General features: G+C 72.2%; 18 protein-coding genes. 5 read left to right on the forward strand and 13 right to left on the reverse strand.

Annotated features, from left to right (window positions below; all coding sequences use genetic code 11):
* Window positions 1-10 precede the first annotated feature (10 nt).
* From AB0B35_RS13425 to hemE, 6 genes are all read right to left on the reverse strand, one after another.
* Window positions 11-964 (reverse strand): sugar ABC transporter permease, encoded by a 954-nt coding sequence (locus AB0B35_RS13425; RefSeq protein ID WP_360529827.1) that lies wholly within the window; start codon window positions 962-964, stop codon window positions 11-13.
* Window positions 965-1,048: 84 nt separating this feature from the next.
* A complete protein-coding gene (locus AB0B35_RS13430; RefSeq protein ID WP_361044604.1) occupies window positions 1,049-2,428 on the reverse strand; it encodes an extracellular solute-binding protein in 1,380 nt (459 codons plus the stop codon).
* 702 nt (window positions 2,429-3,130) lie between these two features.
* Window positions 3,131-4,150, reverse strand: a complete 1,020-nt coding sequence (locus AB0B35_RS13435; protein WP_361044606.1) for a LacI family DNA-binding transcriptional regulator — start codon at window positions 4,148-4,150, stop codon at window positions 3,131-3,133.
* A gap of 122 nt (window positions 4,151-4,272) precedes the next feature.
* Entirely contained in the window at window positions 4,273-4,974 is a 702-nt protein-coding gene (gene hemQ / locus AB0B35_RS13440) for a hydrogen peroxide-dependent heme synthase (protein ID WP_361044607.1), read from the reverse strand.
* A 5-nt stretch (window positions 4,975-4,979) separates the two neighbouring features.
* Window positions 4,980-6,371, reverse strand: a complete 1,392-nt coding sequence (gene hemG, locus AB0B35_RS13445) for a protoporphyrinogen oxidase (RefSeq protein WP_361044610.1) — start codon at window positions 6,369-6,371, stop codon at window positions 4,980-4,982.
* 200 nt (window positions 6,372-6,571) lie between these two features.
* On the reverse strand, window positions 6,572-7,630 hold the full coding sequence (gene hemE / locus AB0B35_RS13450) for a uroporphyrinogen decarboxylase (RefSeq protein WP_361044612.1): 1,059 nt from the start codon (window positions 7,628-7,630) through the stop codon (window positions 6,572-6,574).
* A gap of 113 nt (window positions 7,631-7,743) precedes the next feature.
* On the opposite strand from hemE, the gene AB0B35_RS13455 reads away from it, so the two are divergent.
* Complete coding sequence (locus AB0B35_RS13455) at window positions 7,744-8,316, forward strand: DUF3000 domain-containing protein (protein WP_360529845.1); 573 nt, start codon at window positions 7,744-7,746, stop codon at window positions 8,314-8,316.
* A gap of 90 nt (window positions 8,317-8,406) precedes the next feature.
* Here AB0B35_RS13455 and AB0B35_RS13460 read toward each other — a convergent pair whose 3' ends face one another.
* Window positions 8,407-9,258 carry a hypothetical protein gene (locus AB0B35_RS13460; RefSeq protein WP_361044614.1) on the reverse strand — a complete coding sequence of 284 codons (852 nt, stop codon included), beginning with the start codon at window positions 9,256-9,258 and terminating at the stop codon, window positions 8,407-8,409.
* 50 nt (window positions 9,259-9,308) lie between these two features.
* On the reverse strand, window positions 9,309-10,490 hold the full coding sequence (locus AB0B35_RS13465; protein ID WP_361044616.1) for a trypsin-like peptidase domain-containing protein: 1,182 nt from the start codon (window positions 10,488-10,490) through the stop codon (window positions 9,309-9,311).
* 195 nt (window positions 10,491-10,685) lie between these two features.
* Here AB0B35_RS13465 and AB0B35_RS13470 point away from each other — a divergent pair, with 195 nt between their 5' ends.
* The 3 genes from AB0B35_RS13470 (at window position 10,686) to AB0B35_RS13480 (ending at window position 15,521) form a co-directional block, all read left to right on the forward strand.
* On the forward strand, window positions 10,686-12,047 hold the full coding sequence (locus tag AB0B35_RS13470; protein WP_361044619.1) for a ribonuclease D: 1,362 nt from the start codon (window positions 10,686-10,688) through the stop codon (window positions 12,045-12,047).
* A gap of 253 nt (window positions 12,048-12,300) precedes the next feature.
* On the forward strand, window positions 12,301-13,497 hold the full coding sequence (locus AB0B35_RS13475) for a thiolase family protein (RefSeq protein ID WP_361044621.1): 1,197 nt from the start codon (window positions 12,301-12,303) through the stop codon (window positions 13,495-13,497).
* A complete protein-coding gene (locus AB0B35_RS13480; protein ID WP_361044623.1) occupies window positions 13,494-15,521 on the forward strand; it encodes a 3-hydroxyacyl-CoA dehydrogenase NAD-binding domain-containing protein in 2,028 nt (675 codons plus the stop codon). Before AB0B35_RS13475 ends, AB0B35_RS13480 begins: the two co-directional genes overlap by 4 nt.
* A gap of 80 nt (window positions 15,522-15,601) precedes the next feature.
* On the opposite strand, the gene AB0B35_RS13485 is transcribed toward AB0B35_RS13480, so the two are convergent.
* From AB0B35_RS13485 to AB0B35_RS13500, 4 genes are read right to left on the reverse strand one after another with little or no spacing between them, the layout of a single operon-like run.
* The gene (locus AB0B35_RS13485; RefSeq protein ID WP_361044625.1) at window positions 15,602-15,748 is read right to left on the reverse strand and encodes a hypothetical protein; all 147 of its coding nucleotides are present in this window, start codon (window positions 15,746-15,748) and stop codon (window positions 15,602-15,604) included.
* A complete protein-coding gene (locus AB0B35_RS13490) occupies window positions 15,745-16,134 on the reverse strand; it encodes a VOC family protein (RefSeq protein ID WP_361044628.1) in 390 nt (129 codons plus the stop codon). Before AB0B35_RS13490 ends, AB0B35_RS13485 begins: the two co-directional genes overlap by 4 nt.
* Entirely contained in the window at window positions 16,131-17,273 is a 1,143-nt protein-coding gene (locus AB0B35_RS13495; RefSeq protein WP_361044947.1) for a HAMP domain-containing sensor histidine kinase, read from the reverse strand. The genes AB0B35_RS13490 and AB0B35_RS13495 overlap by 4 nt, the downstream gene beginning before the upstream one ends.
* 17 nt (window positions 17,274-17,290) lie before the next feature.
* A complete protein-coding gene (locus AB0B35_RS13500; protein ID WP_361044630.1) occupies window positions 17,291-17,971 on the reverse strand; it encodes a response regulator transcription factor in 681 nt (226 codons plus the stop codon).
* A 128-nt stretch (window positions 17,972-18,099) separates the two neighbouring features.
* On the opposite strand from AB0B35_RS13500, the gene AB0B35_RS13505 reads away from it, so the two are divergent.
* Complete coding sequence (locus tag AB0B35_RS13505; protein WP_361044632.1) at window positions 18,100-19,374, forward strand: C39 family peptidase; 1,275 nt, start codon at window positions 18,100-18,102, stop codon at window positions 19,372-19,374.
* A 16-nt stretch (window positions 19,375-19,390) separates the two neighbouring features.
* Here the strand turns inward: AB0B35_RS13505 and AB0B35_RS13510 are convergent, their stop codons facing one another.
* A complete protein-coding gene (locus AB0B35_RS13510; protein WP_361044634.1) occupies window positions 19,391-20,668 on the reverse strand; it encodes a PQQ-binding-like beta-propeller repeat protein in 1,278 nt (425 codons plus the stop codon).
* Between the last annotated feature and the right edge of the window lie 3 nt (window positions 20,669-20,671).

Consider the following 20,671-nt stretch of genomic DNA (forward strand, 5'->3'; position numbering starts at 1 on the left):
ACTCGTTCCCCTAGTCCTGTTTCGCGTTCAGCCGGGCGTACACGGCGGAGAAGCCGATCAGCGCCACGAGCATGATCACGCCGAGCGCCGCCGCGCCGTTGAGGTCGTTCTGGAAGAAGCCGTGCTGGTAGATGAGGTACACGACCGACGTGGCCGAATCCTCCGAGCCCGCGCCGTTGGCCAGGATCAGCGGCTCGATGAACAGCTGCATGGTCGCCACGACCTGGAGCATCGCCATCAGCGACAGGATCAGCCTGGTCTGCGGGATGGTCACGTTGGTGATGCGCCGCCACAGGCCGGCGCCGTCGAGCTCGGCGGCCTCGTACAGCTCGCCCGGGATGTTCTGCAGCGCCGCCAGGTAGATCAGCACCGCGCCGCCCATGTTCATCCAGGTCGAGGCGAGCACCATGGCGGGCATCGTCATGTCCGTCGACTGCATCCACTGCGAGGTCGGCAGGCCGACCGCCTTGAGGATCGAGTTGAACAGGCCCGCGTCGCTCGGGTCGTAGGCGAGGTACTTGAACAGGAACAGCGCCGAGGCCGGGGGCAGCATCACCGGCAGGTAGATCAGGATGCGCAGGTAGCCCTTGGCGTGCCGGAACTCGTTGAGCAGCACCGCCAGGAAGAAGGGGACCGCGTAGCCGGCGATCAGCGCGAGCACCGTGAAGTACAGGGTGTTCTGCCAGGCCGTCCAGAAGCTCGGGTCGTTGATGATCCGCTCGTAGTTGTCCCAGCCGACCCAGGTGGTCTCGCCGGCGCGGGTGCGCTGAAAGCTCATCACCACGCCGCGGATCATCGGGTACCAGGAGAAGAACGCGAAGCAGATGACCGCGCCGATCAGGAATGCGTAGCCGGTCAGGTTGTCCTTGATGCGGCGGTTGCGCCGGGCGCGTCGCGGATCGACGGGTGCTGGCGCTTGGCTGCCGACGTCGATGCCGGCACCCGGAACGGTGGCGATCGCCATGTCATCACTCCTGAGGGAAGGTGCGGGGTCAGGTCCGCGCGAGGACGGGGAGCCGGCGATGATGCCCGGCTCCCCGTCCTTCAATCACTTGGCGGCCTGAGCGAGGAGCTGGTTGACCTTGTCCTCGGCCTTCTTGAGCTCGGCGTCGACGCTCGCGTTCGGGTTCGTCAGGATCGCCGACATGGCACCGTCGAGGATCGCGTAGATGCCCTGCGCGTTGGCCGGCTCGAACTTGATCGTCACCGGGTTGTTCTCGAAGGCGGCGAAGTCGTCCGGCGCGATGTTGCCGTTCGCCTTGCGCAGGTCGAACTCCGACTTCTGCGACGCGCTGGCCGGGGTGAACAGCTGCGGCTGCGGCAGACCGACCTGCTCGCCCTGGGCCTTGGCGCGGGCGTAGTCGAACTGGCCCTTGCCCGGGGTGAGCTTCTCGAAGGCGAGCCACTTCAGACCAGCCTTGACCTGGTCGTCGGTCAGACCCTTCTTGAAGAAGTAGCCCTCACCGCCACCGAGGGTGCCCTTGGCGGGGCCGTCCTGGCCCGGCATCGGGCCCATCGCCCAGTCCTCGTACTTGCCCTGGAACTGGGTGACGATCGCGGTGGTCGCGTCCGGCGCGCCGACGAACATGCCGACCTTGCCGGCGCCCGCGATGGTCAGCAGGTCGCCCCAGCCGAGCAGCTGGCGGGCGCCCATGCTGTTGTCGCCGTAGCGCATGTCCTTGAGGTTCTGCAGGACCTTCTTGCCCATGTCGTTGTTGAAGTCGGCCTTCTTGCCGTCGGCCGTCACCAGGGCGCCGCCCTGCGAGTACAGCTCGGCGGTGAAGTGCCAGCCACCGGTGTTGCCGGAGCTGTACTCGCCGAAGCCGGCGATGCCGTCACCGAGCGCCGAGATCTTCTTGGCGGCCTCGCGCACCTCGGCCCAGGTCTTCGGCGGGCTCTTCGGGTCCAGACCGGCCTTGGTGAACAGGGTCTTGTTGTAGACCAGGCCCATCGAGTAGTTCTTGGTCGGGATGCCCCAGACCTTGCCGTCCTTGGTGAACGTGGCCTTGGCGTCGCCGAGCACGTCGTCCCAGGTCGGGAGGTTCTCCTTGGTGGCGAAGGCGGTGATGTCCATCGCCTGGCCGGAGTCGATGACCTGCTGCACGTCGGTCATGTAGCCGTAGAACACGTCGGTCATCGAGCCGCCCTGCAGGCGGGCGGTGAAGTCCGGCGGGTTGGCGCACTGGGTGCCGACCGAAACACTCTTGATCTTGATGCTGGGGTTGGCCGCCTCGAACGCCTTGACGTCGTCGTTCCACGCCTGCAGCAGGTTCTTCTGCGCGCCGACCGGCTGGCAGTCGACCGTGATGATGGTCTTGCCGGCAGCATCCGTGGAGTCGTCGCTCTTGGTGGAGCAGGCCGCGAGGCCCAGTCCCAGGCCGGTCGCGAGCGCGATCGCCGCGACCTTCCGGAAGTGCGGTACGGACATCTGTCCATCCCTTCGGGAAACAGTTCTTGATCTACGGAGCCGCGAGGACGGATCGCCGCGGCGGCGTCTTGTTGTTGCGCTGACTTCCGTGTGACCTGCCTCGCATTTTCCAAGGTCAGGCTTAGGTGAAGTCACTGTAGCGTTGGCGACTCATGTCCGCAAGGTGTCGAGATAGTTACGCAATTTTTTGACGTAACGCTGTCGCACGCGAGCCAATGTCTGCGCTGCAAGGGATGCCTGTGGCCTGGTTCACAGGACATGTGTCGATACCGTTTCGCAATCTGGTTTGCGCACAGTCACGTCTTTGCGTCCTGCTGTACGAGATGATCAGCATCAGATCGGAAACATGCAGGTCAGGCCTGCAAAAGTGGCAATGGCTCGGCCGATCGGCACAGCGGGGCGTGCCGCGTCACCCGCGGACGGGCGCGGGACATCGACCACGGCCGACCGCGGTCACGTTTACGCAACGTTTCGTCGCCCAGAACCGCGCCCCGCGACCGCCCGACCGCCCCAAGATCGTCCGACTTGCCTGGCACCTGTGCGTATCTTGAACGCGCATTCGCCCACCTGCCTGGCAAGTCGGGCGATCTTGAGCAGGCGGCGGTGCCGGTCGCAGGCGGGCACGCGGCGGGACGGAAAACGGCGAACGGCTCCAGGCACGCCGTTTGCACGGGTGCGTGGAGCCGTTCGGGGGAAGAGAGGTCAGTCGGCGGAGCGGGACTGGGTGGGGACGAGGCGGGCGCTGGCGGGGACGGCGGCGGTGGAGCCGCGTACCACGAGCTCGGTCTCGAAGAGCAGCTCGTCGGCGGGGACGACGTTGCCGGCGATCTCGCTGACCAGCAGCGCCACCGCGGCCTGGCCCATCGCCTCGATCGGCTGGCGCACCGTGGTCAGCGGCGGGTCGGTGCAGGTCATCACGGCCGAGTCGTCGTACCCGACCAGCGACACGTCACCGGGCACGGACAGGCCCAGGCGGCGTGCACCGCGCACCGCGCCGAGCGCCAGCACGTCGGAGGCGCAGATCAGGCCGGTGACGCCGCGCGAGATCAGCCGCGCCGCCGCGGCGTGGCCGCCCTCCATCGAGAAGATGGTGCGCTCGACCATGTCGTCGGCCCCGGGAAACGCCTGGCGCTTGCGGGAGGACGGCATGTGGTCGGGCGGGCCCAGGATGAGGCCGATCCGGTCGTGGCCCAGCGACACCAGGTGGTTGTACGCCTGCTCGGTGGCCACCGCGTCGTCGGCCGACACCCGGGGGAAGCCCAGGTCGTCGATGCCCGCGTTGACCAGTATCGCGGGCAGCCCGCGGTCGAGCAGCCGGCGGTAGTGCTCGTGGTCGGCGTCGGCCTGGGCGTAGTTGCCGCCCGCGAAGATCACGCCGGACACCTGCTGCTCCAGCAGCATGTCCACGTAGTCGGACTCGGCGACGCCGTCGGCGGTGCGGGTGCACAGCACGGGGGTGAACCCGCGCTTGGCCAGCGCGCCGGCCACGACCTCGGCAAACGCCGGAAAGATCGGGTTCTGCAGTTCGGGCAGGACCAGGCCGACGAGCCGGGCCCGTTCGCCGCGCAGCTTGGTGGGGCGCTCGTAGCCGAGCACGTCCAGCGCGGTGAGCACGGCCGTACGGGTGGCCTCGGAGATGCCGGGGCGACCGTTGAGCACCCTGCTCACGGTGGCCGTGCTCACTCCCACGTACTTCGCCACTTCGGCGAGTCTGCGCGTCATGGTACGCAAGTGTAGGGCACGATCGTGCAAATCAGTTGCACGGGTTGCCCTACAGTTTGCAAAACTTCCCGCGGCCCTGTTCGTAGGACGTCAGGGCCGCGTGATCGCCGGGAGCGCTCCCCCTACGGCAGGGCGGCGACGAGCTCCTCCATGGAGCGGCGGCGGCCCGTGTAGAACGGGACCTCCTCGCGCACGTGCCGGCGCGCCGACGAGGCGCGCAGGTCGCGCATCAGGTCCACGATCCGGTGCAGCTCGTCGGCCTCGAACGCCAGCATCCACTCGTAGTCGCCCAGCGCGAACGAGGCGACCGTGTTGGCCCGCACGTCCGGGTAGCCGCGCGCCATCTTGCCGTGCTCGGCGAGCATCTCGCGGCGCTCCTCGTCCGGCAGCAGGTACCACTCGTAGGAGCGCACGAACGGGTAGACGCAGACGTACCGCCGCGCCTCCTCACCGGCCAGGAATGCCGGGATGTGGCTCTTGTTGAACTCGGCCGGGCGGTGCAGCGCCGCCTGCGACCAGACGGGGGTCAGGCACTTGCCCAGCGCCGTACGCCGGAACAGGCCGTACGCGTCCTGCAGCGCGTCGGAGGAGCCCGAGTGCCACCAGATCATCACGTCCGCGTCGGCGCGCAGGCCCGCCACGTCGTAGACGCCGCGCACCGTGACGTCCTTGTCGGCGAGCTGCGCGAACAGCGCGTCGACCTCACCGGACACCTCCGACCGGATCGAGGGCAGCGGCCCCTTGACCCGGAACACCGACCACATCGTGTACCGGATGGTGTCGTTGAGCTCCCGCAGCCGGGCCGCGTTGGTCTGTTCGGTCATGCCAGTCATCCTTCCAGAATCCGGTCGGCGGCCTGCTCCGCGGAGGTGACGCAGGCGGGGATGCCCACCCCGTCGAAGGCCGCGCCGGCCAGGGCCAGCGGCAGGTCGGCCAGCAGAGTCCGGGCCTGCCCGACCCGGTCGACATGCCCCGGGGCGTACTGCGGCAGCCCGCCGCCCCAGCGGGTCACCTCTGCCGCGACGGGCGCCGGCAGTGTCGTGCCGAGCACCGTGCCCAGATCGGCGAGCACCGCCCGCACCAGCTCCGCGTCCGGGCGCTGGAGCACCGCCTGCTCGCCGTACCGGCCGACGCTGGCGCGCAGCAGCACCCGGCCGTCCGGGCGGGCGTGGTGCGCCCACTTGGTGCTGAAGAAGGTGGCCGCCTTGATGGTCAACCCCTGGTCGGCGGGGACCAGGAAGCCGGTCAGCGCGGGCAGTTCGACGCCCGCCAGCTCCAGCGTCACCAGCCCGACGCTGGCGTAGTCGAGCACGCCTACCAGCGCCGCCGCGTCCGGCGACACGTCGCGCAGCAGCCGCGACGCGGGACGCGCCGGAACGGCCAGCACGACCGCGTCGCAGTCGAGCTGCCGCGCGCGCACGCTGTCCGGGGCGTCGGGCGCCGCCGCACCGACCGACAGCGTCCAGCCGTCGCCGCGCCGGACCAGCATCCGTACCGGCACGCCGGTCAGCACCTCGACGCCACGGCGGGCCAGTTCCGCGGCGGCGGCGTCGATGAGGCCGCCCAGGCCGCCGCGCAGGGTGCCGAAGACAGGGCTGCCCGGCTGGTGCGCCCGGCTGGCGGCCGCGGTCAGCGCCACCGCGCCGCGCAGCGTGTGCTCCGTGCCGAGCAGCCGGTGCAGCGCGGGCACCGTGGCCGCCAGCGACAGGCCGTCCGCGCTGCCCGCGTACACGCCGCCGAGCAGCGGGTCGACCAGATGCGTGACCACCTCGCCGCCGAGCCGCTCGCGCACCAGCGCGCCGACCGACCGGTCCTCGCCCGCCGTCAGCACCGGGACACCCCGGTCCGCGTCGTGGTCGTCGAGGGCGGCGATGCCGTCGAGCGCGGCCTGCGGACCCGGCACACCCATCACGGTGCCGCCAGGCAGCGGCCGCAGCCGCCCGTCCAGCCACAGCCCCGCCCCCGCGATCGCCGGGTGGACCAGCTGGTCCCCCAGCCCCAGTGCGTCGACGAGCCGCTTCGCGCCACTCGGACCACCGGCCGGGTCGCGCATCAGGAACTGCTCCGCACCGGTGTCGACGCCGTCCGACCGGGTGCTGATCCGCCCGCCCAGGCGAGCCGACTGCTCCACCACGGTCACCCGGTGGCCCGCCCCGGACAGCCGCAGCGCGGCCGCCAGCCCGGCGACGCCTCCCCCGACGACGACGGTGTGCCTGGTCATGCCCGCTCCTCGCTCCGCTCGTCACGAGCATGGAACGGCGTCATGATTCGCTCGCCACGCTCACTCATGCCCGCTCCTCGCTCCGCTCGCCACGAGCATGGAACGGCGTCATGATTCGCTCGCCACGCTCACTCATGCCCGCTCCTCGCTCCGCTCGCCACGAGCATGCAACGGCGTCATGATTCGCTCGGCGGGCTCGCTCATCGGGCGCTGAGCGTGTGCACCAGCTCCACGACGCGGGTGAGCACGGTGGGGTCGGTCTCGGGGAGCACGCCGTGGCCGAGGTTGAAGACGTGCCCGGGGGCCGCGCGGCCCTCGGCGAGCACCCGGCGCACCTCGCGCTCGACGACCTCCCACGGCGCGAACAGCACCGCCGGGTCGAGGTTGCCCTGCACGGGATGCCCCGGCACCTGCTTGGCGGCCTGGTCGAGCGGGGTGCGCCAGTCGACGCCGACCACGTCCGCACCCGCCTGCGCCATCGCGGGCAGCAGCAGGCCGGTGCCGACGCCGAAGTGGATGCGGGGCAGCCCGGCGTCGGCCAGGCCCGCCAGCACCTTGCGCGAGTGCGGCTGCACGTACTGGCGGTAGTCCGCTTCGGACAGCGCGCCGACCCAGGAGTCGAACAGCTGCACGGCGCTGACGCCCGCGCCGATCTGCACCTTGAGGAAGGTCAGCGTGATGTCGGCGAGCCGGTCCAGCAGCGCGTGCCAGAGCTGCGGGTCGCCGTACATCAGGGCCTTGGTCTGGGTGTGGTTGCGCGACGGGCCGCCCTCGACCAGGTAGCTGGCGAGCGTGAACGGCGCCCCGGCGAAGCCGATCAGCGGCTTGTCGAGCAGCTCCGCGGTGAGCATCCGGACCGCGGCGTCCACGTAGGACACGGCGGCCGGGTCCAGCGGGCGCACCCGGTCCAGGTCGGCGAGCGTGCGGACCGGCTCGGCGACGACCGGGCCGGTGCCGGCCACGATGTCCAGCTCGACCCCGGCCGCGTCCAGCGGCACCATGATGTCGCTGAAGAAGATGGCGGCGTCCACGCCGTGGCGGCGTACCGGCTGCATGGTGATCTCGGTGACCAGGTCGGGCTGCCGGCAGGACTCCAGCATGCGGACCCCGGCCCGCAGCGCGCGGTACTCCGGCAGCGAGCGCCCCGCCTGCCGCATGAACCACACCGGCGTATGCGGCACGGACTCGCCGCGGCACGCCCGGACGAATGCGGAGCCGGCCGTGCGGCCCGCGGGACTGGTGTCAGTTGCACTGCTCATCACGGCCATCGTGCCACCGGTCAGATAACGATCTCCGAACGGGTGGCGCGGATGTGAGCCGTATCGGCGCGCCGAACCACCACAACGGTCCCGCGGCCCCCTAGGGTACGGCTATGGCGCTCACGACGGCACTCCCCGAGACGTTCACGCGCGCCGTCACCGCGCTGCGTGCCGCCCACCCCCGGAGCGAGATAGCGCTGGAGGAGGTGCCGGCTCCGAGCCGGCTCGCCCCGCACGCCTTCGCCCTCGGCGCGACCGTGCTGCGCCGTGGCGAAGAGGTCACCACCGGGCGGCTCATCCTGCTGCACGACCCGGCGGGGCACGAGGCGTGGGAGGGCGACACCCGGCTCGTCACGTACGTCACCGCGGAACTGGAGCCGGAGCTGGCCACCGACCCGCTGCTGCCCCAGGTGGGCTGGAGCTGGCTGGTGGACGCGCTCGACGCGCACAGCTCCGGATACGCCGCGATCGGCGGCACGGTGACCCAGACCATCTCCAGCCGCTTCGGCGCGCTGGCCGCCGACGGCCCGCCCACCACGGACCTGGAGCTGCGCGCCTCCTGGACCCCGCTGGACCTGAACCTGGAGGGCCACGTGGCGGCCTGGTGCGCGCTGCTCGCCTCGACCGCGGGCCTGCCGCCGGTCGGCGTGTCCGCGCTGCCGCTGCGCCGCACCGAACAGCGCTGACGACGAAGGGCGGCCGGATCACCGGCCGCCCTTGTCAGCGGTTCACCAGGTCACGCGCCGGGCGCGGACCGTCCCACCCGCGCCTGCGCGTCAGAGGTAGGCCTTGCAGGCCTTGTCCAGGGCCTTCGCCCGCGCCTCGGACGGCGCGCTGAAGAACGCGTCGAGCTTGTCGAGGCAGACCACCATCGCCTTGTTCTCGTTCTGCACGCCCTGGAGATCCTGCTTGGACTTCTCCAGCTCGTCCTTGGTGGTCTCCAGCTGGGACTTGCCCGAGGAGATCTCGCTGTCCTTGGACTTGATGGTCTTGTCACGCTCGGCGACCTGCTGGGTCAGCGTGGTCTTGGTGTCGGCGAGCTCGCCCGACTTGAGCACGAACAGCGTGGTCATCACGCCGGTGGCCAGCACGAGCAGGCCGGTGGCGATGCCCAGCACCAGGGGCGCCTTGGACTTCTTGACCGGAGCCGGGGCGGCGGCCGGGTAGCCGTAGCCCGAGGTCGGGTACGCCGACACCGGCACGGCCGACACCGGGTAGCCCTCGGGCTGCGCCGGGATCGGGGCGTAACCGGCCGGGTAGCCGGCGGGCTGCGCGGCGGCCGGGTAACCCACGGCGACCGGCTGCGGCGCGGTGGCCGGGTAACCCGCGGCGACCGGCTGCGGTGCGGTGGCCGGGTAACCCGCGGCGACCGGCTGCGGTGCGGTGGCCGGGTAAGCGGCGGCCGGCTGCGGGGTCGCGGCCGGGTAGCCGGCGACCGGCTGCGGCGCGGTGGCCGGGTACGCGGCCGGCTGTGCGACGGTGGCGTCGGCCGCCGGGGCGGCGGGATAGGCCGGGGCGGGCGCGGCCGCCACGGGCTCCGTGGCAGGCGCGGTCTCCGGGAGAGCGGGCGCCTGCGCCGGCACTGCCGTCGTGGGAACCTCGTCGGCCGGGGACGCGGGGTGGGTCATATCTGTTTCCTCCGTGAATGGTGGTGCGCGCTGAACCGAAGGGGTTCCGGTCAGCAGACGGTGAAGAGCTTGCAGGCGTCGGCGATGGGGATCGCGAGCCCGAGGCCTTCGGCGTTGAGGTATCCGGCGACGGTGATGCCGACCACTTCCTGCTGGCCGTTGATCACCGGGCCGCCGGAGTTGCCGGGGTTGATGGCGGCGTCGAACTGCACCATCGGGCCCTCCTCGTATCCGGACTCCCGGATCGCGCTGATGACGCCGCTGGTGACGGTGTCGGTGAGGCCCAGGGGGGCGCCCACCGCGATGATCTGCTGACCGGGCTTGGCGGGCGTCTTGGCGACCGTGAGTCCGGTGAACTTCGCCGTGGTGTGCAGCTGGGCCACATCACGGAGCTTGTTGACGCGCACGATCTTCGCATCGAACCGCTGTCCGTCACGCGTGATTTTCACGGTGCGGCCGCCGTCCTTGTAGACCGACTCGACCACGTGGAAGTTCGTGAACAGGTTGGTGCCGCCGTCGGAGGCCTTGGGCCCGACCGCGAACGCGGTGCCCGTGAAGGGGCCCGCCTCCACGCGGAAGACGCTGGGCAGCACGGCCGCGGCGAGCTTCTCCACGTTGAAGGCCCCGCCGACCTCCTTCTCCAGCGCACCGAGCCGCGACTCCGCGTCGGTCAGGCGGCCGCCGTCCTTCTGCTGGAGTTCGGTGAGGCGCCGGTCGGCGCTGTCCAGCGCGGTGCTCAGCTCCCCGATCCGCACGTTCTGCCAGGCCACCATGCCGATCAGCACGGCCAGCAGCACGGCGAGGACCGTGTTGAAACGCAGCACGCGACGCCAGCCGCCACCCGACGGGCGTGCCGCGGGCGGAGTCGGCACCGCGGACGCGGGGTGCGGGACCAGCGGGTGCGCCATCGGGACGGGATGCGGCGGGACCTGCGGCGGCCACGGCTGGTGCGGCGGTGCGGCGGGCGCGGGCGGGAACGGGCCCGGCAGGTGACCGGCCGGCACGGGCGGGTACGGACCCGCCGGAACCGGCGGGTAAGGGCCCGGGACCCCGGCGGGACCGGGCTGCGCCGGAATCAGGTGGGCCGGCACGGGCTGCGGCGGCACCGGGTGCTGCGGCACGCCCGGCTGCGGTGGCATGTGCTGGGCCGGGATCGGGGCACCGGCATGCGGTGCGGGCACGCCCTGCGGGACAGCGCCCGGCGACGTGTCGGGCTGCGGGCCCGTGCTCATGTGTTCCTCCCCGTGCACCGATCAGGTGTGATCGGGCTGGCACACCATACTGGGTGCTGTCGAATCGCATCACCCCCGTTCGGAGCCCTTTTGCTCCGACGTTCACAGGTCCGTCACATCCGCCCCACCGGTCACCGACGCGCCATACCCGGGGTGCTGCCGTCATCGCCGACCGCCTGGCCGTACGGTGTGACCATGACCGACGAGGACGCACCACTGCGCCGTCGGACCCGCCATCGCACCCCTTCGGGCGACGGCGCGCCGGACGGAACACCGAACGGCGGTGGGCCGACGCTGCTGACCGAACCAGCCGACGGCACCCCCGAACCGGTGGTCACCCCGGCGGAGTTCGCCGAGGTCGTGGCCAGGTTCGCCGCGGGCACCGGACCGGTCGCCGTGGACGCCGAACGAGCCTCCGGCTTCCGTTACAGCCAGCGGGCCTACCTGGTGCAGCTGCGCCGCCGCGGGGCCGGCACAGCGCTCATCGACCCGGTGCCGCTGGGTGATCTGTCCGCCTTGGACGAGGCGCTGGCCGACACCGAGTGGGTGCTGCACGCGGCGAGCCAGGACCTGCCCTGCCTCGCGGAGGTGGGCCTGCGGCCGCGCCGCTTGTTCGACACGGAATTGGCCGCCCGCCTGGCCGACTTCGAGCGGGTCGGCCTGGCCGCGCTGACCGAACAGCTACTGGGACGCACCCTGGAGAAGCATCACTCCGCGGCGGACTGGTCCACCCGTCCACTGCCCCACGACTGGCTGGTCTACGCCGCGCTGGACGTGGAGCTGCTCGTGGAGCTGCGCGACGCGCTCGCCGCCGAGCTGGACCGCCAGGGCAAGACCGGCTGGGCGGCACAGGAGTTCGCCGCGCTGGTCGCCGGGGGCGCACGGCCGCCCAAGCAGCGCACCGATCCGTGGCGGCGCACCTCCGGCATGCACCGGGTGCGCGGCGCGCGCGCCCAGTCGCGGGTGCGCGCCCTGTGGTACGCCCGGGACACCATCGCGGTGCGCCGCGACACCGCGCCCGGCCGGGTGCTGCCCGACGCCGCCATCGTCGCGGCGGCGGAGATGAACCCCAAGACCGAGCGCGAGCTGCTGCTGCTGCCCGGCTTCGGCGGCCGCTCGGTACGCCGCCTGGCGAACACCTGGCTGGAGGCGCTCGACGAGGCCCGCGCCCTGCCGGACGACGCGCTGCCCACGACTCCGGTGTTCGAGGGGCCGCCCCCGCCGCACCGCTGGGCCGACAAGGACCCCGAGGCCGCCGCACGGCTGGCCCGCTGCCGCGAGGTGGTCACCAAGACCGCCGAGCAGCACCACCTGCCGCCGGAGAACCTGATCACCCCGGAGTTCGTCCGCCGCCTGGCCTGGGAACCGCCCGCCGATCCCGACGCGGCCGCGGTCACCAAGGTGCTCAGCGACCTGGGCGCCCGGGCCTGGCAGTGCGGCCTGCTGGCCGAGGAGCTGGCTCAGGCGCTGGTCGCCGTCCCCGCCGAACCCGAGCCGGACGGTTCCACCGGGGAACCGTCCGGGCCGGACGCGACGCCGGACGGCGCGACCGCCTGAGCCGGGCGCGCCGCCCCGTGGCATGGGCGATCCCGCCGCGCCGAGCCGAGCCGCCATGATCGCTCGACTTGCCAGGCAGATGTGCGTATGCGCGCTCAAGATACGCACGGGTGCCAGGCAAGTCCGACGATCTTGGCCGCGCGGTCGTCGCCGTTCGCCGAGCATGTGAGTCAAGCCACAGCGGGTCTCTTCACCGAACTAGTTACTCGCGAGTAGCATCCGGGGCAGCTCCCTAACTGCAAGGAGGCAGACCGTGCCCCGTGAAGTCCGCGACGTCGTCTTCGTCGACGGCGTGCGCACCCCGTTCGGCAAGGCGAACGGGGGCATCTACGCGAACACCCGCGCCGACGATCTCGTCGTGCGCTGCATCCGCGAGCTGCTGCGCCGCAACCCGCAGCTGCCGCCGGAGCGCGTCGACGAGGTGGCCATCGCCGCCACCACCCAGATCGGCGACCAGGGCCTGACCATCGGCCGCACCGCCGCCCTGCTGGCCGGCCTGCCCAAGACGGTCCCCGGGTACGCGATCGACCGCATGTGCGCGGGCGCGATGACCGCCGTCACGACCGTCGCCTCCGGCATCGCGGTCGGCGCGTACGACGTCGCGATCGCGGGCGGGGTCGAGCACATGGGCCGCCACCCGATGGGCGAGGGCGTCGACCCGAACCCGCGTTTCCTGGCCGAGAAGATCGTGGACCCGTCCGCGCTGGTCATGGGCGCGACCGCGGAGAACCTGCACGACCGGCTCCCGCACCTGACCAAGCAGCGGGCCGACGCGTTCGGCCTGGCCAGCCAGCAGAAGACCGCCGCCGCGTACGCCGCGGGCAAGCTGCAGGGCGACCTGGTCACCGTGGCCACCCGCGACCCGGAGAGCGGCTGGGGCCTGGCCACCGCCGACGAGGCGCCGCGCGAGACCACGCTGGAGAAGCTCGCCGGGCTGAAGACCCCGTTCCGCCCGCACGGCAAGGTGACCGCGGGCAACGCGGCCGGCCTCAACGACGGCGCGACGAGCTGCCTGCTGGCCGCCGAGGACACCGCCCGCGAGCTGGGCCTGCCCATCGCGATGCGGCTGGTCTCGTACGGCTTCGTGGGTGTCGAGCCCGAGGTGATGGGCGTCGGCCCGATCCCGTCGACCGAGCGCGCGCTGCGCCTGGCCGGGCTGACCATCGACGACATCGGCCTGTTCGAGCTGAACGAGGCGTTCGCGGTGCAGGTGCTGGCGTTCCTCGACCACTTCGGCATCGCCGACGACGACCCGCGGGTCAACCCGTGGGGCGGCGCGATCGCCGTCGGCCACCCGCTGGCCTCCTCCGGCGTACGGCTGATGACGCAGCTGGCGCGCCAGTTCGCCGAGCACCCCGAGGTGCGCTACGGCCTGACCGCCATGTGCATCGGCATCGGCATGGGCGGCACTGTGATCTGGGAGAACCCGAACTGGGAAGGTGCGAAGTGAGCGAGATCGTCACCCACGCCAAGCTGCGGCTCGTCGCCGTACCCGGGCTGGACCGGCCCGCCGCGCTGATCACCCTGGACAACGGCCTGGACCACACCAAGCCCAACACCTTCGGCCCCGGCGGCCTGACCTCGCTGTCGCAGGCGATCGACGAGGCGCACGCCGCGCAGCCGTCGTTCATCGCGGTCACCGGCAAGCCGTACATCTTCTGCGTCGGCGCGGACCTCACCGGTTTCTCCGCGATGACCTCGCGCGAGCAGGTCGAGCAGATCGGCCGGCTGGGCCACGCCACCTTCGCCAAGCTGCGTGAGAGCAGCGTGCCCACGTTCGCGTTCGTCAACGGCGCGGCCATGGGCGGCGGCCTGGAGGTGGCGCTGCACTGCCACTACCGGACCCTGTCGTCCGGCGCGGCCGCGCTGGCGCTGCCCGAGGTCTCGCTGGGCCTCATCCCCGGCTGGGGCGGCTCGCAGGTGCTGCCGAACCTCATCGGCATCGTGCCCGCGGCCCAGGTCGTCGTGCAGAACCCGCTGATGATGAACAAGATGCTCAAGCCCAAGCAGGCCTTCGAGATGGGCATCGCCGACGCCCTGCTGGAGCCGGCCGACTTCCTGGAGCGCTCGCTGGAGTGGGCCGCTGGGGTCGTCAACGGCACCGTCACGGTGAACCGGGCCGAGGTGGACCGCTCGGAGATGTGGGACGCGGTCGTCGGCTTCGCCCGCGGCGAGCTGGACAAGCGCCTGCACGGCGCGGTCCCGGCCGCCTCCAAGGCGCTCGACCTGCTCACGCTGGCGAAGAACGGCGTGACCGCCGAGGGCATCGAGGCCGAGATCCAGGCCCTGGCCGACCTCGCCGTCACCTCGGAGCTGCGCAGCGGCCTGTACGCCTTCGACCTGGTGCAGCGCCGGGCCAAGCGCCCCGCGGGTGCCCCGGACAAGTCCCTGGCCCGCAAGGTGACCAAGGTCGGCGTGGTCGGCGCGGGCCTGATGGCCTCGCAGCTGGCGCTGCTGTTCGCCAAGCGGCTCGAGGTGCCGGTCGTCATGACCGACCTGGACCAGGCCCGGGTCGACAAGGGCGTGGGCTACGTGCACGCCGAGATCGACAAGGCCGTGAGCAAGGGCCGCATGTCCGTGGGCACCGCAGCCAAGCTGCGCGGCCTGGTCAGCGGCTCGGTCGACAAGTCCGTGTTCGCCGACGCCGACCTCGTCATCGAGGCCGTGTTCGAGGAGCTGTCGGTCAAGAAGGCGGTCTGGGCCGAGCTGGAGCAGATCGTCAAGCCGGAGACGGTGCTGGCCACCAACACCTCGTCGCTGTCGGTCACCGCGATGGCCGCCGACCTGGCGCACCCCGAGCGGGTGGTGGGCTTCCACTTCTTCAACCCGGTCGCGATGATGCCGCTGCTGGAGATCGTGCGCGGCGACGCCACCGACGACGCCACGCTGGCCACCGCGTTCGCCGTCGGCAAGCAGCTGAAGAAGAGCTGCGTGCTGGTCAAGGACGCCCCGGCGTTCGTGGTGAACCGGATCCTGACCCGCTTCCTGGGCGAGATCTGGAACGCCGTCGACGCGGGCACCCCGCTCAAGACCGCCGACCGCGCGCTGGACCCGCTGGGCCTGCCGATGCGGCCGATGGCGCTGCTGGCGCTGGTCGGTCCGGCGGTGGCCGCGCACGTCGGCGGCACCCTGCACGGCGCGTTCCCGGACCGCTTCTCGGCCAGCCCCAACCTGGCCGCGATCGCCAAGTCGGGCCTGCCGCTGCTGGTCGACGAGCGGCTCAACCCTGAGGTCGAGGCGCTGCTGGTGCAGGGCGACGCCCCGCTGACCGGCGAGCAGGTCCGGGAGAAGGCGCTGGCGGCGCTCGCACAGGAGATCCGGCTGATGCTGGACGAGGGCGTGGTGGCCGAGGCCGCCGACATCGACCTGTGCATGATCCTGGGCGCGGGCTGGCCGTTCCACCTGGGCGGCATCACGCCGTACCTGGACCGCGCGGGCGTCTCCGCCGCGGTGACGGGCCGCACCTTCGCCTGACGCGACGCGATGATCGCTGTTTCGGGTCAGAAGACGGGCTTCGGCCTGACTTCTCGACCGGAAACAGCGATCATCGCGTTTCAGCGGCCCGGATCGTCAGCCTCGTCAGGTCGCTGCGCCTGATCCTCCAGCCGGGACTGCACAGAGCGATAGTGCGCCTCGGGATCGGCGATGATCGGGATGTCCGCCGCCTCCTCCAGCAATGCCTGCAAACGGACCTCGCTCATACTGCTGCCGTGGCGCGTTCGGCGGCGGAGCGTTCGACGCAGAACTCGTTGCCCTCGGGGTCGGCCATGACCGCCCAGCCGGTGCCGTCGAGGTTGCGCAGGTCGGAGACCAGCGTCGCGCCGGCCGCGAGCAGCCGCTCGACCTCCTCGTCACGGGTGCGGTCGGTCGGTTGCAGGTCGAAGTGCACGCGGTTCTTGACGGCCTTGCCCTCCGGCACGGCGATGAACAGCAGGCCGGGCCCGTCGTCGGGCGACATCAGCAGCGCGGCCGGGTCCTCGGGCTTGTCGTCGGGGTCGCGGGGGTAGCCGGTGACCTCGCTCCAGAAGCCCGCCAGCGCGTAGGGATCGGTGCAGTCCACGGTGATGTGCCGGATCAGAGAGGTCATCTCTCCGATGCTAGGGGCAGCGCGATGGTGACCTCCATACCTCCACCGGGCAGCGCTACCGCGCCGACCGTGCCGCCGTGCGCGACACACACCGCCCGCACGATGGACAGGCCCAGGCCGGAACCCCGCGCGCCGGTGCGCTCGCGGCCGCCGCGTCGGAACGGCTCGAACAGTCCGGGCACGTCGGCCTGGTCCACCTTGAACCCGGTGTTGCCGACCATGAGCCGGGCGTACTCGCCGTCGTGCCGGCTCTCCACCCAGATCTGCCCGCCCAGGTGGTTGTAGCGGACCGCGTTCTCGATGAGGTTGCCGGCCAGCCGGTCCAGCAGGCTCGGATCGCCGATGACCGGAGCCGGGTCCAGCCGGGTGTCGACGGCGAGCTTGATCCGGCGCACCTCGTGGTCCATGGCGGACAGCGCGCCCAGCACGCCCGTGCCGAGGTCCACCGGCTCGTTGCGCAGGCCGGTGCGGCCCTCGCTGCGGGCCAGCATGAGCAGCGCGTCCACCAGGGCGTTGGCCCGCTCGGACGCGTCGCGTACGACGGTGGCCATGCGCTTGAGTTCGGCGGTGTCCACCGCGGGGTCGGACAGTGTCACGTCGATCTCGGTGCGCATCACCGCCAGCGGGGTGCGCAGCTCGTGCGAGGCGTTGGCGACGAAGCGCTGCTGCGCGGTGAACGCCGCGCCGAGCCGGTCCAGCATCGCGTCGAAGGTGTCGGCGAGCTCGGCCACCTCGTCGTCCGCGCCGGTGTAGCGGATGCGCTGGTCGAGGGTCTCCCCGCCGAGCTTGCGGGCGGTGGCGGTGACGTGGTGCAGCGGGCGCAGGGCGCGGCCGACGACGGCGTACGCCCCGAGGACGCCGACCACGCTGATCGCGAGCACGGCGACCAGGCCTTTGACGGTCAGCTCGGTCTGCGCGGCGGACAGCACCGACTCCTGCCACTGCCGGGCGTCCAGCTGCTGCCCGTCGGCGAGCCGGACCACGGTGCCCGGGGCCAGCTCGTCGGCGGGGTGCAGCACGGCGTTCACGACCAGCCAGGCGACCAGCATCAGCAGGATGCCCGCCCCCACCAGCAGCACACCGTTGAGCAGGGTGAGCCGCAGCCGCAGGGTGGGCCGGAAGCCGCGGCGGGCGGGCACGCGTTTCGGCCGGGCCGTCACGCGGCGCCGTCCTGGGCCGCCGACGGGATGCGGTAACCGGCGCCGACCAGCGTCTCGATGAGCGCGGGCTGCCCGATCTTCATCCGGAGCGTGCGCATGGTGACCCGCACTATGGTCGTGAACGGGTCGGTGTTGGCGTCCCAGACCCGTTCCAGCAGCTCCTCGGTGGAGACCACGCCGCCGCGGGCCCGCAGCAGCTCCTCCAGCACGCCGAACTCCTTGTTGGTCAGGTCGACGAGCACGCCGCCCCGGGTCACCGAGCGCTTGGCGGGATCGAGTTCGAGGTCCCCGGCGCGCAGCACCGGCGGGGTGACCGGGGTGGCCCGGCGGCCCAGCGCCTGCACCCTGGCCACCAGTTCGTCGAAGGCGAACGGTTTGGGCAGGTAGTCGTCGGCGCCCAGGCGCAGGCCCTCGACGCGCTCGGCGACGCTGCCGCTGGCGGTCAGCATCAGCACCCGGGTCAGCGCCCCCGAGCCGACGAGCGCGGCGCACAGCTGGTCGCCATGCATGCCGGGCAGGTCCCGGTCGAGCACCACCACGTCGTACCGCGTGACGAAGGCCATCTCGTGTCCGACGCTGCCGTCGTAGGCGACGTCCACGGCCAGCCCGTGCCGGCGCAGCCCTCGGGCGATCGCATCGGCCAAGTGCCGCTCGTCCTCCACCACCAGCACCCGCACGTCTCCGCCTTCCTTCGGCCCGGTTCCGTCCACGAAGATAGAACCCCGGAGCCATTGCAAAAAATCTTCGTCTATAGAACTCTCATTGCAGAGAATCGCCAGCGCTCGGCGCACCACGGGAGGCACCGATGAACCGACGCAACGTCCTGCGTACCGCCGCGGGCGCGGTCGTCGCGGCCACCGCCGTGCCGGCCGAGCAGGCCGCCGCGGCGGGCAAGAAGCCGCCCGCCGGCCGGGACATCGCCTTCCGCCGGTGGGACTCGCCGCAGCGCTGGGCAGAGGGTACGGGCAGCGGCGTCTTCGCCGGCACCGGAGGTCTCACCTTCGTCGCCCCGACCGGGACCTTCTCGCACACCGACCCCGTCACCGGGCTGACCACCGACTACGAGACCGCCGCCTGGACCGGGCCGGAGACCGCGGTCGGCTTCGCCGCCACCGAGGTCATCCCGTCCTGGACCGCCGACACCCCCGGCGCCTGCTTCGTCCGGATCGAGCTGAGCGGCACGACCGTCGCGGGCACCACCACGAAGTGGTTCGACCTCGGCCGCTGGGCCGCCGACGACGTGTCCTTCCGGCGCACCTCCGTGCGCGGCCAGGGCGACGCGGACGGCACCGTGTACGCCGACACCTACGTCGCGGCCGACGGGCGCGCCCTGGCCTCCTGGCGGCTGCGGGCGACCCTGCTGCGCCCGGTCGGCAGCACGGACGTGCCGGTGCTGCGCACCGTCGGCGCGGTCGCCTCGGCGCTGCCCGCCCCCGGCAAGCTCACCCCGAGCGTGCCGCTCGCGGCGCAGGGCGTCGTGCTCGACGTGCCGCAGTACTCGCAGCAGATCCACCAGGGCGAGTACCCGCAGTGGAACGGCGGCGGCGAGGCGTGGTGCAGCCCCACCTCCACGTCGATGGTGCTGGCCTACTGGGGCGTCGGCCCCACCCCCGCGGACTACGCCTGGGTGGACCCCTCCTACGCCGACCCGTGGGTCGACTTCGCCGCCCGGCACACCTTCGACCACGACTTCGACGGGTGCGGCAACTGGCCGTTCAACACCGCGTACGCGGGCCGGTTCGGGCTGCGCGGCTTCGTGACCCGGCTGCGCTCGCTCAACGAGGCCGAGCGGTTCATCGCCGCGGGCATCCCGCTGGTCGCCTCGGCGTCCTACAAGAAAGGCCAGGTCCCCGGCCTGGACTACAGCACCAGCGGCCACCTGATGACGCTGGTCGGCTTCACCGCCGACGGCGACCCGGTGCTCAACGACCCGAACTCGGCCAGCAACGCGCAGGTGCGCAAGCCCGTCGGCCGGGCCGAGTGGGAGTCCGCCTGGCTCAACAGCAGCCGCGGCGTGGTGTACGTCATCCATCCCGCGTCCGTGCCACTGCCGACCCCGCCGGGCCAGGCCAACTGGTGACGGCGCGCGGCCCGCGTCAGTCCGTGAGGCGGTAGACGTCCAGGCCGATCAGGGACTGGCAGACCAGCGTCGCGCCGCCCAGCCAGCACCGGTCCAGGGTGATCCCGCCGGTGCCGACCAGCCGGACCCGGTCCGGCCGGGCCATGTCGACCACCCCGAACCAGGTCCGGTCGCCGTCGGTCCGGGTCAGCACCAGCCTGCTGCCGTCGGTCCCGGCCGGTGTCCAGCCGTCCAGCCGCAGCAGCTCCGCCCCGGTCGTGACGTCGCGCAGCACACCGGACAGCGGGCGCTCGTCGGTGCCGGTGAGCACCCGGCCCGGCCCGAGCGGGGTGAACCCGCCGACCTGCCCCTGCCAGCGCACCGCGCCGTCGGCGGGGTCGAGCAGCCACACCTCGTCCGCCGCGCTGGCGCAGACCAGGGGCGAGCAGGCGGTCAGGTAGACGTGGCGGCTGTCGAACGTCGGCGCGACGTCCCACGCCGTCTTCAGCGTGGGCAGCCGCAGCGCGGCGACCCGCCGCCGCCCGTCGCGCTCGTACGCCACCACCGCCAGGCCGCCGACCACCTGCATGCCGCTCGCCTGCGGTGGCAGCGGGTGAGCGGCACTCAGCCCTCCGTCGAGGCCGACCATGCGTACCCGGTCGCCGTCACGGGTGTCGACCAGCACCGCCCCGGCGAGCTGCCCGTCGACCAGGTGCGGGGCGAGCCAGAAGGATTTGTCGAGGGTGCGCCGCCACAGCCGCCGCCCGGTCGCCACGTCCCAGCCGCCGTACCAGTCGAGTGCGGCGGACATGCCGACCAGCACCGCGGTCGCGCCGCCGGGTCCCACGCCCAGCAGATACGCCCGCTCCTGCCACAGCCGCGCCCCGGTCGCCGGGTCCAGCCCGTACGTGGTCCACGGCTCGGCCGCTGCGGCGCTGTCGAGCACCGTCACCAGCAGGGTTGTGCCGACCTGCCGGGCTTCGTGCACCTCGGTGGAGTCGCCGTCCAGCGGCAGCCGCCAGCGCTGCGTGCCGTCGCCGCCGACGGCGACCAGGCTCCGGGCGGCCTCCCCGCGGTGCATCGCCAGCACCAGATCGCCCGCGAACACCACGGGTGCGGCGAGCGGGGGCGCGAGCTGGGTGGTCCAGCGCAGCGGCGCGGCAGGCACGGGCGCGGACCCGCCGCAGGCCAGCAGCCCGGCGAGCGCAACGGTCAGCAGCGCCAGGGCCCGCCGGCCCGACCGGGACAGCCGCGGCCCGTCGTCCGGCTCATCCGCGAGCCCGCGCGGGTCGCCGAGGTCGATGAGCACGGTCACCCT

This window comes from Catellatospora sp. NPDC049133 (assembly GCF_040648455.1).
Classification (GTDB): Bacteria; Actinomycetota; Actinomycetes; order Mycobacteriales; family Micromonosporaceae; genus Catellatospora; species Catellatospora aurea.